This is a genomic window from Streptomyces sp. NPDC055099 (assembly GCF_053607685.1).
Genome location: NZ_JBSGUA010000013.1, coordinates 218,168 through 230,456, shown reverse-complemented (window position 1 = coordinate 230,456; position 12,289 = coordinate 218,168). Strand labels below are relative to the sequence as shown.

General features: G+C 70.6%; 14 protein-coding genes and 1 pseudogene. 3 read left to right on the top strand and 12 right to left on the bottom strand.

The window, feature by feature from the left end; all coding sequences use genetic code 11:
• Positions 1-10: 10 nt before the first annotated feature.
• Positions 11-238 (bottom strand): annotated as a pseudogene (locus tag ACWFRU_RS29395) (prolyl aminopeptidase); the annotation flags it as partial.
• On the opposite strand from ACWFRU_RS29395, the gene ACWFRU_RS29390 reads away from it, so the two are divergent.
• Positions 215-1,000: an alpha/beta fold hydrolase gene (locus ACWFRU_RS29390; RefSeq protein ID WP_453691130.1), complete on the top strand. Its 786-nt coding sequence runs from the start codon at positions 215-217 to the stop codon at positions 998-1,000. The pseudogene ACWFRU_RS29395 and the gene ACWFRU_RS29390 sit on opposite strands and share 24 nt — an antisense overlap.
• Before the next feature lie 152 nt (positions 1,001-1,152).
• Here ACWFRU_RS29390 and hypE read toward each other — a convergent pair whose 3' ends face one another.
• The 9 genes from hypE to ACWFRU_RS29345 form a co-directional block, all read right to left on the bottom strand.
• A complete protein-coding gene (gene hypE / locus ACWFRU_RS29385) occupies positions 1,153-2,187 on the bottom strand; it encodes a hydrogenase expression/formation protein HypE (protein ID WP_453691129.1) in 1,035 nt (344 codons plus the stop codon).
• On the bottom strand, positions 2,184-3,290 hold the full coding sequence (gene hypD, locus ACWFRU_RS29380; protein WP_453691128.1) for a hydrogenase formation protein HypD: 1,107 nt from the start codon (positions 3,288-3,290) through the stop codon (positions 2,184-2,186). Before hypD ends, hypE begins: the two co-directional genes overlap by 4 nt.
• Positions 3,287-3,535 (bottom strand): hypothetical protein, encoded by a 249-nt coding sequence (locus ACWFRU_RS29375; RefSeq protein WP_453691127.1) that lies wholly within the window; start codon positions 3,533-3,535, stop codon positions 3,287-3,289. Before ACWFRU_RS29375 ends, hypD begins: the two co-directional genes overlap by 4 nt.
• 10 nt (positions 3,536-3,545) lie before the next feature.
• The gene (locus tag ACWFRU_RS29370; protein ID WP_453691126.1) at positions 3,546-4,874 is read right to left on the bottom strand and encodes a Ni/Fe hydrogenase subunit alpha; all 1,329 of its coding nucleotides are present in this window, start codon (positions 4,872-4,874) and stop codon (positions 3,546-3,548) included.
• Positions 4,871-5,626 (bottom strand): NADH-quinone oxidoreductase subunit B family protein, encoded by a 756-nt coding sequence (locus ACWFRU_RS29365; RefSeq protein WP_453691125.1) that lies wholly within the window; start codon positions 5,624-5,626, stop codon positions 4,871-4,873. Before ACWFRU_RS29365 ends, ACWFRU_RS29370 begins: the two co-directional genes overlap by 4 nt.
• Position 5,627: 1 nt before the next feature.
• A complete protein-coding gene (locus ACWFRU_RS29360; RefSeq protein ID WP_453691124.1) occupies positions 5,628-6,446 on the bottom strand; it encodes an FAD/NAD(P)-binding protein in 819 nt (272 codons plus the stop codon).
• Positions 6,443-6,901, bottom strand: a complete 459-nt coding sequence (locus tag ACWFRU_RS29355; RefSeq protein WP_453691123.1) for a Crp/Fnr family transcriptional regulator — start codon at positions 6,899-6,901, stop codon at positions 6,443-6,445. Before ACWFRU_RS29355 ends, ACWFRU_RS29360 begins: the two co-directional genes overlap by 4 nt.
• Entirely contained in the window at positions 6,898-8,079 is a 1,182-nt protein-coding gene (locus ACWFRU_RS29350; RefSeq protein ID WP_453691122.1) for a 4Fe-4S dicluster domain-containing protein, read from the bottom strand. The genes ACWFRU_RS29355 and ACWFRU_RS29350 overlap by 4 nt, the downstream gene beginning before the upstream one ends.
• 168 nt (positions 8,080-8,247) lie before the next feature.
• The gene (locus ACWFRU_RS29345) at positions 8,248-8,520 is read right to left on the bottom strand and encodes a DUF1876 domain-containing protein (protein WP_409054994.1); all 273 of its coding nucleotides are present in this window, start codon (positions 8,518-8,520) and stop codon (positions 8,248-8,250) included.
• 712 nt (positions 8,521-9,232) lie between these two features.
• Between ACWFRU_RS29345 and ACWFRU_RS29340 the strand changes: the two genes are divergently transcribed.
• Together ACWFRU_RS29340 and ACWFRU_RS29335 are read left to right on the top strand one after the other, a co-directional pair.
• Positions 9,233-9,769: a 2'-5' RNA ligase family protein gene (locus ACWFRU_RS29340; RefSeq protein WP_409054993.1), complete on the top strand. Its 537-nt coding sequence runs from the start codon at positions 9,233-9,235 to the stop codon at positions 9,767-9,769.
• 97 nt (positions 9,770-9,866) lie between these two features.
• A complete protein-coding gene (locus ACWFRU_RS29335) occupies positions 9,867-10,304 on the top strand; it encodes a hypothetical protein (protein WP_453691121.1) in 438 nt (145 codons plus the stop codon).
• Between the two features lie 158 nt (positions 10,305-10,462).
• On the opposite strand, the gene ACWFRU_RS29330 is transcribed toward ACWFRU_RS29335, so the two are convergent.
• Complete coding sequence (locus tag ACWFRU_RS29330; RefSeq protein WP_453691120.1) at positions 10,463-11,347, bottom strand: universal stress protein; 885 nt, start codon at positions 11,345-11,347, stop codon at positions 10,463-10,465.
• 34 nt (positions 11,348-11,381) lie between these two features.
• Positions 11,382-12,284 (bottom strand): universal stress protein, encoded by a 903-nt coding sequence (locus ACWFRU_RS29325; protein ID WP_453691119.1) that lies wholly within the window; start codon positions 12,282-12,284, stop codon positions 11,382-11,384.
• Between the last annotated feature and the right edge of the window lie 5 nt (positions 12,285-12,289).

The following is a 12,289-nucleotide window of genomic DNA, read 5'->3' as shown; positions in this document are numbered from 1 at the left end:
AGCGGCGGTTTGAGGTGTGCCGTGCGGAGGACGGAAATGGACGGCTCGCGTGCGGACGGCTGCGCCCACAGCCGCGCTGGTCGAAGAGGACGACTCGATACTTCTCCGGATCGAAGTACTGGCGCGCACCGGCACCGCACCCTGACCCCGGCCCTCCATGGACGACGACTGCCGGCTTGCCGTCCGGATTGCCACAGACCTCCCAGTACACGAGGTGACCGTCCCCGACGTCGAGCATCCCCTGGTCATATGGCTCGATCGGTGGGAACAGCTCGACCCCCTCACCGACATGAGGCACAACACCACCCAGCACCTGATCGCCGATATGGAGCAGCTGCGCGAGCGCCTGGGGATCGACCGCTGGTTGCTGTACGGCGGCTCGTGGGGCTCCACACTGATCCTGGCCTACGCCGAGACGTACCCGGAACGGGTGTCGCAGATCGTCATCTCCGCTGTCACCACCACCCGGCGCTCCGAGATCGACTGGCTCTACCGCGGTGTCGGCCGGTTCTTTCCCGAGCAGTGGGAACGCTTCCTGGCGGGTGCTCCCGGCACACCGCGAGACGGCGACATCGTCGCGGCCTACGCGCGTCTGGTGGAAGACCCGGAGGCCGCGGTACGGGAGAAGGCCACGGCCGACTGGTGCGCCTGGGAAGACGCGGTCCTCTCCGGAGAGACGAACGGCGCCTCCAATCCCTACGGCGACCGTCCGCCCTCCGCACAGCTGGCTTTGGTGCGCATCTGTGCGCACTACTTCTCCCACGGTGCATGGCTGGAAGAAGGTCAACTGCTGCGCGAAGCCCATCGCTTGGCCGGCATCCCCGGTGTCCTGATCCACGGCCGACTGGATTTGGCCGGTCCGCTCGACACCGCCAGGGAGCTGGCCCGCGCATGGCCCGCCGCCGAGCTGGTCGTCGTCGATGACGCGGGCCATCTGGGCAGTGACACGTCACGCGCCCATGTGCTCAGGGCTCTTGACCGTTTCGCCCACGCCGGGTGAGTCCGAACTGCGGTCGCCGTGGGACTGTCGGCGCTGCGGCGTGGCGAGGCGGGCCCCCGCCGGTCCGTATCTCAGGCGGATCACCGTCTGCGCGCGAGCGAGGTGCCGCCGCTTCCGTGCCGCGCGGTTCGGCCACGGGCTCGTATCGCCTGTCAGCAGATACGCGGGAGTTGTTCGCCCAGGGGCATGTCCACCACCCGCCGGGCGCCGACCAGCGTCCGGAGCGTGACCCGGCCGCTCGGCCCCTGCGGCAGTACCTCGCCGATGCGGGCCGCACCCCGGCCTTCGGGGAGCGTACGCATGGTGGCGAGGGCCTCGTCGGCCGCGGAGGGGCTGACGAAGGCGACCAGGCAGCCTTCGTTGGCGACGATGAGGGGGTCGAGGCCGAGCAGGTCGCAGGCGGATGCCACCGCGTCAGGTACCGGGAGGGCGATCTCGTCGATCTCGACGGCGACGGACGAGTCGCGGGCAATCTCGTTGAGTGATGCGGCGAGGCCGCCACGGGTCGGGTCACGCAGGGTGTGGAGGTGTTCGCCGAGCGGCGCCAAGGCGCGGACGAGACGGTGCAGGGGGCGGCTGTCCGAGGCGATCTCGCTCTCGAAGCCGAGCCCTTCGCGGGTGGAGAGCACGGTGGTGCCGTGCAGACCGATCGGTCCCGAAAGGAGGATCGCGTCGCCCGGGCGGGCGAGTGCGGCGGAGGGGTGCAGCATCGAACGACGTTGCCCGATTCCGGTGGTGTTGATGAACACCTTGTCCACCGCGCCGCGGCCCACGACCTTGGTGTCGCCGGTGATCACGGGTACTTCGGCGTTGCGGGCCGACTTGCCCAACGACGCGAGTACCGAGCGGAGTTCGGACAGCGGGAGGCCCTCCTCGACCATGAGGGCTACGGACAGGGCCAGCGGCCAGGCGCCGCGCATCGCGAGGTCGTTGATGGTGCCGTGTACGGCGAGCGAGCCAATGTCCCCGCCGGGGAAGAACAGCGGGCTGACGACGAAACTGTCGGTGCTCACGACCAGGTCGGGGTGGCCGGGGAGCAGCGCGGCGTCTTCCAGCGGGCCATTCTGTCCCTCAAAGGCCGGCAGGACCAGGGTGTCCAGGAGTTCCGCGGTCAGGCGCCCTCCGGCGCCGTGGCCGAGCAGGACGCGTTCGTCCTCGTGGCGCGGGGTGGGGCATTCCATGGTCATGGCGCGTCCTCGGGGTCTCGGGTGCGGCCGACGGCGTGGAAGGCGGCGCACGTTCCCTCGGCGGACACCATGGGCGCGCCGAGTGGGTGGCGGGGGGTGCAGCGGGTGCCGTAGGCCGTACAGTCGGTGGGCAGTCGGGAGCCGGTGAGGATGGCGCCCGCGATGCACTCGGGGTCCTCGGCCGGGTGCAGTGAGCCCACGTCGAAGCGGTGTGCGGCGTCGAACTTCGTGTAAGGGTCGGCGAGTTCGAGTCCGCTGTCGGGTAGTGCTCCGATGCCGCGCCAGGCGCGGTCGGTGACGCGGAAGACTTCACGCACCGCGTCCTGGGCCTCGGTGTTGCCGCCGCGGTGGACCGCCCGTACGTACTGGTTCTCGACCTCGTGGCGCCCCTGCTCCAGCTGGGTCACGGCCATGAGGATGCCCTCCAGGAGATCCAAGGGTTCGAAACCCGTGACCACGATGGGCACTTGGTACCGGGAGGCGATCGGCTCGTACTCGCGCCAGCCCATGATCGCGCACACGTGCCCGGCCGCCAGGAACGCCTGTACCTCGCAGTCCGGGTTGTCGAGCAGGGCGGTCATCGCGGGGGGTACGAGGACGTGGCTGACCAGGACCGAGAAGTTGGTCAGGCCCAGGCGGGCCGCGTGCAGGACCGCCATGGCGTTCGCGGGCGCCGTCGTCTCGAATCCGACGGCCAGGAACACCACTTCACGATCAGGTGACTCCTGCGCCATACGCACCGCGTCCATCGGCGTGTACACGACGCGCACGTCCGCGCCGCGCGCCCGCAGGGCCAGCAGGTCGGTCTCCGAGCCCGGCACGCGCAGCATGTCGCCGAAGCTGGTGAAGACCACGCCGGGCCGGGCGGCGATGGCCATGGCCCGGTCGAGGGTCTCCAGGGGCGTGACACAGACCGGACATCCGGGCCCGTGGATCATGCGGATGCCGGCGGGCAGCAGTTCGTCGATCCCCTGGCGGACCAGTGTGTGGGTCTGTCCGCCGCATACTTCCATGATCTGCCAAGGCTGTGTGGCGGCCGTCCGCAGCTGGTCCAGGAGGCGGCGGGCGAGCTCGGGATCGCGGTACTCGTCGAGGTACTTCATGAGGCGCCCCGTCCGGAGGCGGTATCGGTGTTCTGCCTGGCGGAGGGGGCGGCGTTCGGGCCGGGGAGGCCGACAAGGATGTCGACGGCGCCCTCGGCGGCGCGGACCAGACGCGCCGGGAGCGGCACCAGCGTCCGGTCGCGGGGCGCACCGCCCACCGTCACCACCCCTTTCTTCAGGGTGGTCGTCTGCCCCGTCAGCGCAACGGGCCCTTTGGAGGAGGTCGGTTCCGGCGTGACAGTCATGGAGGCCTCCTCAGCGACTGGTGACGCGCTCGACCGTGAGGTCGAGGAAGTGGGTGGAGCAGGAGATGCACGGGTCGTGGTTGCGGATGGCCCGCTCGCACAGCCGGGTCAACTCCTCGTCGTCCACGCCCCGCCCCGTGATCGCGGTCTCGGCGATCCGGCGCAGGTCCTCCTCGATGGCGCCCTGGTTCTGCGCGGTCGGCGGAACGAGGAGGGCGTCGGTGACCGTGCCTTCGGCGTCCAGGACGTAGCGGTGGTAGAGGAGGCCGCGCGGTGCTTCGGTCGCGCCGTGGCCGGTGCCCGCGGTCGGCGGTACCTCCACGAAGGAGCGCGGCGGCGGCTCGTACGTCTCGATGATCCGCAGTGCCTCCTCGACCGCGTACACGGCCTCGACCGCGCGCACCAGGATCGACCGGAAAGGATTGCGGCACACTTCCCCGTCGAGCCCGGCCTCGCGCGCAGCCTCCCGGGCGGTCGGCGACAGCAAGTGCCCGCTGATCGCGAACCGGGCCAGCGAGCCGGTCAGATGGCGCCGACCGTCGAGCCGGGAATGCAGCGCCGTGGAATGCGGCACCTGCTCCTCGCGTACGTGGTCCGGGAAGTCGGGGACGGGGAACGCGGTGCGCGTTCCGTCGGCGCGCAGGATCGTGGGGTCGCCGCCCTCGATGGCGTACGTTTCCGGGGCGGCCAGCGCCAGGAAGTCTGCGTCCACGGTGGCGTCGGGGAAGTCGAAGCCTGCCACCCAGCGGACCGTTTCCCAGGCGTCGTCCTGGGCGCGCCTCAACTGCTCGGCCAGTGGGCGCAGTTCCCAGGGCGTGGGTGCCCGGTGGAAGCCGCCCAGGCGGACGTTGACGGGGTGGATGGCGCGGCCGCCGAGCAGTTCCAGGATCGCGTTGCCCGTTTGCTTGAGGCGCAAGCCCCGCTCCACGTGGGTGCGATGGGTGCGGGCGAGACCGATCGCATCGTCGCAGCCCAGGAAGTCGGGGGCATGCAGGAGGTAGATGTGCAGGACCTGGCTCTCGATCCATTCACCGCAGTACAGCAGTCTGCGGAGCTCGCGGATGGCCGGGGTGACGGTGACTCCGCAGGCGTCCTCGATCGCCGCGCAGGCGCTCATCTGGTAGGCGACCGGACAGATGCCGCACACCCGGGCGGTGATGTCCGGCGGCTCGGTGTACGCGCGACCGCGCAGGAACGCCTCGAAGAAGCGCGGCGGTTCGTAGATCTGCAGCCTGGCCTCGGTCACGGCCGTGCCGTGCACCCGCAGGTGCAGGGCGCCCTCGCCCTCCACACGGGAGAGTGAGCCGACGTGCAGGACGCGGGAGCCTCGGTGGGTCACGTCTCCTCCTCGATCTCCGCGAAGGCGGCGGCGTTGAAGGTGTGCAGGAAGCGTTCGGTGTCGCGGTCGTCCATGCCGTCGCGATGCAGCAGCGGGATGAGCGCGGGCAGATTCACCGATCCGGACGGGCCGAAGCAGCCATAACAACCGCGCCCGTACGCCGGGCAGATCGCGCCACAGCCGGCGTGCGTGACCGGGCCGAGGCAAGGGGTGCCGTGGGCGACGGTGACGCAGACCGTGCCGCGCCGCTTGCACTCGAAGCACACGCTGTGATTCGGGATGCCGGGCTTGCGGCCGGCCAGGTGGGCGGTGATGACCTCGAGGAGCTGGCCCTTGTCGATCGGGCAGCCGCGCAGTTCGAAGTCGACGTCCACATGGGCGGAGACGGGGGTGGAGGTGGCCAGGGTGTCGATGTAGTCGGGCCGGGCGTAGACGGTGCGGCGGAACTCCTCGACGTCCGCGAAGTTGCGCAGTGCCTGGATGCCGCCCGCGGTGGCGCAGGCCCCGATGGTCACCAGGGCGCGGGACTGCGCACGGATCTCCCGTATCCGCTCCGCGTCGGCGGCAGTGGTGACCGACCCTTCGACGAGCGTGAGGTCGTAGGGCCCGGGGCGCACGGCGCTCGACGCTTCCAGGAAGTGAGCGATCTCGACCTGCCCGGCCAGCGCGAGGAGTTCGTCCTCGCAGTCGAGGAGAGTGAGCTGGCAGCCGTCGCAGGACGCCAGCTTGAACACGGCGAGCTTCGGTGTCATCTCACAACTCCCTTACGGAGAGCAGGGATGCGGCCCGGCCCCAGTCGATCACCGGGCCGTCGCGGCACACCAGGACACTTCCGAGCTGGCAGTGGCCGCAGTGCCCGGTGGCGCAGCGCATGTTGCGTTCGAGTGAGACCCGGATCCGGTGTGAGGGCAGGCCGCGGTGGAGCAGGTCGCGGGCGGTGGCGCGGATCATCACCTCGGGGCCGCAGATGTAGGCCGTGGTGTTCTCGGGGTCGAACCGGGCGCCGTTCAGCAGGGTGGTGACGACGCCGACGTGGCCGCTCCAGGCGGGGGCCGGGCGGTCGACGGTGACCGCGCAGTGCAGTGGGCCGCGAGCCGCCGTCCAGGCGCGCAGGTCGTCGGCGTAGAGCAGATCGTCCGGAGTGCGGGCGCCGATCAGGAGATTTGGCCGCCCGTACGCGTGCGGGGCGGCCAGTGCGTCGAGCACCAAGGGCCGCAGCGGGGCCAGACCGATCCCCCCGGCGATGATCAGCAGGTCCTGCCCGGTGGCTCCGTCGAGCTCCCAGCCGGTACCGAAGGGGCCGCGCAGCCCGACCTGGGCGCCCGGACCGAGGCCGCACAGGGCGGCCGAGACCGCCCCGACCGAGCGGATGGTGTGGACGAGTTCGTGACCGTTGACGCGGGACACCGAGACCGGGATCTCGCCGACCCCGAAGGCGTACACCATGGCGAACTGGCCGGGTGCGAAGGACGCGAGGGCCGTTGGGCCCGCGGGCGTGAGGGTGAGGGTGACCGTGTCGGCCGTCTCGCCGCGCACGCGCGTCACTCGGTAGGGCAGGGGAATGCCGGTCATGGCCGGCCGCCACTGCCGTAGGGGGCGTACAGGTCGAGCAATCGGGTGCGGGACGCGTGCAGCCGGTGGGCGACCACCCGGCCCACCCATACCGCGATCGCGCGGCCGAATTCGGGGTCGTCCGCGCACATCGCCCGTACCGCCGGCGCGCCGAACTCATAGGCGCGCACCGGACTCATGGCCTTGGCGCCCAGTTGCCATACATAGGGCGGGAAGTGCCAGGACCAGCCGATCAGTTCACCGTGTCCGAGCGACTCGACGACGGCGGCCTGACGACCGGGGACATGCAGATCGAGCGCGACGACACCGGCCCGCACGATCCAGAACCTGTCGGCTCGCCGGCCCTCGTCGAACAGGCGGGTGCCCGCCTCGAAAGACACCTCGCGGGCGATCCGCATGAGCCGTTCCCGGTGTTCGGCAGGGAGAGCCGCGGCCATGGTGGTGGCAGAAGTCATCGCTCCGTCTCCCTTCCTTCCCTCTGCTTCTCGTGCTCGTCCTGCTGCAGCCGCTCGGCGAGTTCGTCGTGCAGGGCCGCGGCCTCTTCGGTGATGTCGATGCCGACCGGGCACCAGGTGACGCAGCGTCCACAGCCCACGCAGCCGGAGCTGTCGAACTGGTCGTACCAGGTGGAGAGCTTGTGGGTGAGCCACTGGCGGTAGCGGCTGCGTGGTGACTTGCGTACCGGGCCGCCGTGGATGTGGGAGAAGTCGAGGTCGAAGCAGGAGTCCCAGCGTTGCCACCGCTCGGCGTGGTCGCCGGTGAGGTCGGTGACCTCCTCGGTGGTGGTGCAGAAGCAGGTGGGGCACACCATGGTGCAGTTGCCGCAGGTCAGACAGCGGTCGGCGACATCGTCCCAGCGGTCGGCCTCCAGGCTCTCGCCCATCAGATCGCGCAGGCTCACGGGAGGCATGGCCCGGCCCATCCGGTGCCGTGCGGCGTCCACCGCGACGCGGGCTGTCGTCTCTGTCTCCGTGTCGGCCGGGCGGTGCGGGACGCCGAAGAGGAGCTCGGCGCCTTCGTCGCTGCCCACGCGTACGAGGAAACGGTGTCCGTTCTCGTCCACGACCTCCGTCAGTGCGAGGTCGAACCCGGTGTCGGCCGCCGGGCCGCTGCCCATGGAGACGCAGAAGCAGGTGGCTCCTGGTTCGGTGCACTCGGCGGCTATCAGGAACGCGTCCTTCCGCCGTTCCTGGTAGCCGGTGTCCCTGAAGGCGCCCCCGGTCAGCACCCGGTCCTGGATCGCGATGGCTCGCAGGTCACAGGGGCGCACGCCCAGGAAGGCGTACGACGGTGGGGCGGCACGCTCTTCGGTGACGGACAGCCGGCCGTCGGCGGTTCGGTCGGTGCTCCACAGCTTCTCCCGCTGCGGGTGCAGGAACGTCTTCCAGGACTGCGGGCCAGAGGAGTGCGCGAAGGCCGCGCCGTCCTCGCGGGGGACGAGACGGTAGTGGCCGGCCTCGACCTGGGTGCCCCAGCCGAAGGGCAGCTGCTCGGCCGAGGCGAGCTCCGCAAGGACCACCGCTCCATCCCGGACGGTAGGGCCGACGACTGTGCGTCCCTGGGCGGCCAGGGTCTTGATGAGGGCGTCGAGCCCGTTCCTGTCCAGGACGGCGGACGCTGGGCTGCACGTCATCGTTACCCTCCGCGACTGTGGGGGTTGTTGACGGTTGCTGATCCCAGCGTGAGCGCGCGAGCGGGCGAGGCGCCACGGGCCGCCCGGTCCTGGGCGGGGGTCGTTCGGCCCTAGTTGTGCTGTCCGGGGAGGTCGCTCAACGCTGCACCTCCGGATGTCGTGTGGTGGTCACCGGCCGCGCGGTGGGGGATCGGCAGGGCCTGTCAGCTGCACGATGTCGTCGGAGGCGACGTCGTGCAGCCTGATGGCCAGATCTTCCAGAGCGCGGCTGGCGGCGAGCTCGTCACCGATCTCCGGGATGGAGCGGTCGATCGGGTTGCGCCTGGCCACGCCACGTCCGGTGACCGTTGAGGTGTCCTGGGTGGTCAGCACGGCACGGGCGTGCGTGTCGTCGCCCTCCTCGGTGATGTAGATCTGAACGGTCCACTGCTTGGCTTCCATCGTGATCACTCCTGGGTGGAGGAGGTGGACGGGTGCGGACTTGTGCGGAGTGGGGACGCTGCTTCGCCGCGCAGGACCGGCGAACGTCTGCGGGACCTCGCTCATCTCCAGCGTGCGCCGGACCGCGCTGCGGGTCCAGGGGCGAACGGGCCGTCACCCGGCACCGGTCTGGTCCCGATCGATGCCTCGTCGGTTGGCAGTGCGGACCGGTCTCCGGTGAGCAGGTGGGGCGCCTGCGGAGAATGTGCTGATGCGCGGGCGGGAGCACGAGGGACTTGGTGACGTGCCGCACGGTCGTGCGGGATCGGTGAGGATCTGTAGTTCTTCCCGGCTCGCGCATGGGGCCTGTTGGCTCCTCGGGTGGGCCGGTCGGCCCCTGCTGCGGTACGGGCCTGTGGTGCCAGGGTCGGGACTCAAGCCCGTGACGAGCGTGCGGATGGTCTCCCTCACGGGGGCTTCCACCCGTATCCACTTCTCCAGGATGAGCGTCGCAGCTCCCTGCGGGAGGTCAACTCGCTTGCGGGTGCGCCGGTTGGGGCCGGCGCAGGCCGCTACGGCGGCTCCTCGGAAGGGGCGGACCGGTCTTCCGCCCCAGTGCCGGACCTGCACCACGCCGACGCGAGACGACGGTGGTCGAGGGGGGTCCTCGTGCGGCCCGCAGGTCCGGCATCCTCCCTTTACCAGGGAAGCCGCGTGCTGACACACTTCCACAGTGACCGTGCTCGACAGCCCTCGTTGGCTCCCCGGGCGGTCGATCGTGCTGGCCAGGGTTCTCGAGGCCGAGCCGGTCGTGGCCGCCTGCCGATCTCGGTACGACGAGTCCGCTCGGGCCGGAATGCCGGCTCACGTCACCGTCTTGTCGCCGTTCCTGCCCGCTGGTCGCCTGACGCCGGACGTGCTGGAGGAGTTGACGGGCCTTGTTTCACGGCACCGGGCCTTCGAGGTCACCTTCGCCCGCTTCGGGCGTTTCCCGAACGCTCTGTGGCTGGCGCCGGAGCCGCCCCAGCCTCTGCGTGCACTTACCGAGGCGATCGCCGCGCACTGGCCCGGGACGCCGCCGCACGGCGGGCGATTCGAGGAGGTCATCCCTCACCTGACGGTCGCCTCTGACCGGTCGACGCAGGTGTACGACGCAATCGAGGAGACCCTGGCGTCCACATTGCCGTTCACGGCACGAATAACGGGACTGCATTTGATGGTCACCGATGGTGCCAACTGGGGTGATCGCGCGCGATTTGCTTTGGGGTGACGCAGACTGCGTTCTCGGACGTCGCAACGGGGTCCTTCTGGTGCAACTCTGATGCTGTACTGACCGTGTGGAGTCAATAGCCGCGAGTGGGATAGCGGTGCTGGGCACCTTGCTGGGCGCGGGATTCACACACCTCTTCCAGCAACGCGCCACTCAGCGTGCGCGGGCTTTTGAACGGGAAGAAGAGCTCAGGAGAGAGCGCCTCGACGCGTTCTGTGTGTATGCCGGAATCCTGGTGAATCTGCGCCGGGTGCTGGTCACCCGTTGGTACTGCGCGCACGAGGACCGGCCCGAGGAGCAGGCACGCGAGGCCCGGCAACGCTCGTACGATCTCCGCTCCGATGCGCAGGAGGCGCTGTTCCGTATTCAGATGCTCACGGACAGCGAAGAAGTCCTGCGCCAGGGGCAGGAGGCTTTCGAGGGGGTAGTGGATGTCCATCATGGCGACGACGTATCCGAGTTGGACAGGCGGCGCAGAGCCGCCACCGAGTTGATTGATCGCTTCGTGGCTCTTGCGCGACGAGATGTCGTCTGAGGTTCACGCGGCGCCTGTGTCGGAACCTCGTGATCTGTGACGCTCCGTGTGGTTGCGCGCGGAGCTTCCCGGCCCTGCCGGGGACGGGTATGCACAGGTCATGACGCTCTGCGTCCAGTGCCGGGCAGGGGCCGCGGCGCGTAGTCCCGCCCGGCTCCTCAGACATGCGGGACCACGGCCACGGGGCAGCCGACGTGGTGGATGACCGCGTGTGTCACGGCGCCGAGGCGGGCGCCGACTGCCGCGTTACGGGGCTTGCGGCCCACCACCAGCAGCCCGGCGTCGCGGGATGCCTTCATGATCTCCTGTGCGGGTCCGCCGTTCACCGCCAGAGTCCGTACCCGCACCGTCGGGTACTTCGCCCGCCAGGGCTGCAGCGCGGTGGCGAGCGCCCGGTCTGCCACGGCCTGGTCCCCGCCGTGCCCGTGCGCGGCCGCCGGAATTCGGGTGGCGTGCCAGGCGTGCACGACGCGCAGCGTCGTGGTGCGGCAGGCCGCGGCCTCGAAGCCGAAGCGGATGAGGGCGTCGCACGGGTCACCCAGGGCCACGGCGAGGGCCACGACGCGGTACGGAGTCCGGTCGCAAGGGCGTCCGTCGGTGTCCGGGAACCGCTCGTCCTCGGCGCGGTTCGCCGCCCGCACCAGCACCACCGGCCGTTGCGCGTGCGCGACGGTGGCCATCGCGACGGAACCGGCGAAGAAGCCGCCGACGCCGCCGAATCCCTGACTGCCGAGGACCAGCACCTCCGCTTCCTCGGCCTCGGCCACGAGGGCCTGGACCGGGGACTGCCGCAGCTGCTCCGCGCTGATGCGGACCTGCGGATACCGTTCGGTGAGCCGGTCCATCGCGCCGCACAGGATGCGGCGCGCCCACTCCTGGGGGACCTTCAGCTCGGGCAGTGACGCCGCCTCGTCCGACAGCCCCTCCCAGGCGTGGACGAGACGCAGCGGCAGTCCGCGGCGCAGTGCCTCACGTGCCGCCCAGTCCGCGGCGGCGGCACTCTCGCGTGAGCCGTCCAGACCGGCGACGACGGGCCTCAACATGACGGACACCTCCCTCAAGGAGTGCGTGGCCGCCTCAGTCGTGGGCGACGACGGCCACGGGGCAGCGCGCGTGGTGAATCAACGTGTGGGTGACCGGACCGGCGTGCGGGCCGACGTCGCCTTCGTGCATGCGGCGGCCGACGACGAGCAGTCCGGCGCCGGAGGAGGCGGACACCAGATGTGGGCCCGCCTTTCCCTCGACGACCGTCTCGTCGACGTCCACGCCGGGGAACCTCTCCCGCCAGGTCTGGAGCACCGCTTCGAGGAAACCGCGCCACTCCTGGGCGCGCTCGGGAGCGCTCTCCAGACCTATCTCGCCGGGACCCAAGGACAACAGGGGCGGGCCGCTCCACGCGTGCATGACACGCAGCCGCGCCCCGCGAACCCGCGCGGCCTCGAAGGCGAACCCGATCACCTCGTCGCTCGGGTCGTTCAGATCGAGACCGAGAACGACGTCCCGGCACGTGGCGAGCGCGGAGCGGCGGTCGTCCTGGTCCTGTCGGCGCCCGTCCTCAGGGTGCTCTCCCGCTCGGACCAGGACCACCGGCCGGGTCGCCCGTGCCACGACGCCCTGGGCCACCGAAGCGGCCAGGAGCCCGGTGAACCCGCTCAGCCCGCGGGACCCCAGGACCATCAGCTCGGCCCGGTCCGCCGCCCTCAAGAGGGCGGCGGTCGCCGGCCCATCGACCTGCTCGTCGGTGAGCCGGACGTCCGGGCACGTCCGCGCGATGTGGCTCTCTGTCTTGCGCAGGACGCCGCGGCCCATCTGGCGCCTGATCACGTTCGCGGGATCCGAGGCCGAGGGATGGGGGCTCCAGCTGGTCGCGTGGACCAGGTGCAGCGGCAAGGAGCGGCGCAGGGCCTCGCGGGCCGCCCACAGGGGGGCGGCCAGGCTCTCCGGGGATCCGTCGACCCCGGTGATCACCGGTCGAAGCATGGTGT

Excerpts from the sequence above, each read along its gene's own strand:
- hypE (WP_453691129.1), bottom strand. The coding sequence starts at position 2,187 with ATGACCATGGAATGCCCCACCCCGCGCCACGAGGACGAACGCGTCCTG.
- ACWFRU_RS29345 (WP_409054994.1), bottom strand. The coding sequence starts at position 8,520 with ATGGAAGCCAAGCAGTGGACCGTTCAGATCTACATCACCGAGGAGGGC.
- ACWFRU_RS29360 (WP_453691124.1), bottom strand. The coding sequence starts at position 6,446 with ATGACCGGCATTCCCCTGCCCTACCGAGTGACGCGCGTGCGCGGCGAG.
- ACWFRU_RS29330 (WP_453691120.1), bottom strand. The coding sequence starts at position 11,347 with ATGTTGAGGCCCGTCGTCGCCGGTCTGGACGGCTCACGCGAGAGTGCC.
- hypD (WP_453691128.1), bottom strand. The coding sequence starts at position 3,290 with ATGAAGTACCTCGACGAGTACCGCGATCCCGAGCTCGCCCGCCGCCTC.
- ACWFRU_RS29325 (WP_453691119.1), bottom strand. The coding sequence starts at position 12,284 with ATGCTTCGACCGGTGATCACCGGGGTCGACGGATCCCCGGAGAGCCTG.
- ACWFRU_RS29355 (WP_453691123.1), bottom strand. The coding sequence starts at position 6,901 with ATGACTTCTGCCACCACCATGGCCGCGGCTCTCCCTGCCGAACACCGG.
- ACWFRU_RS29350 (WP_453691122.1), bottom strand. The coding sequence starts at position 8,079 with ATGACGTGCAGCCCAGCGTCCGCCGTCCTGGACAGGAACGGGCTCGAC.
- ACWFRU_RS29365 (WP_453691125.1), bottom strand. The coding sequence starts at position 5,626 with ATGACACCGAAGCTCGCCGTGTTCAAGCTGGCGTCCTGCGACGGCTGC.
- ACWFRU_RS29375 (WP_453691127.1), bottom strand. The coding sequence starts at position 3,535 with ATGACTGTCACGCCGGAACCGACCTCCTCCAAAGGGCCCGTTGCGCTG.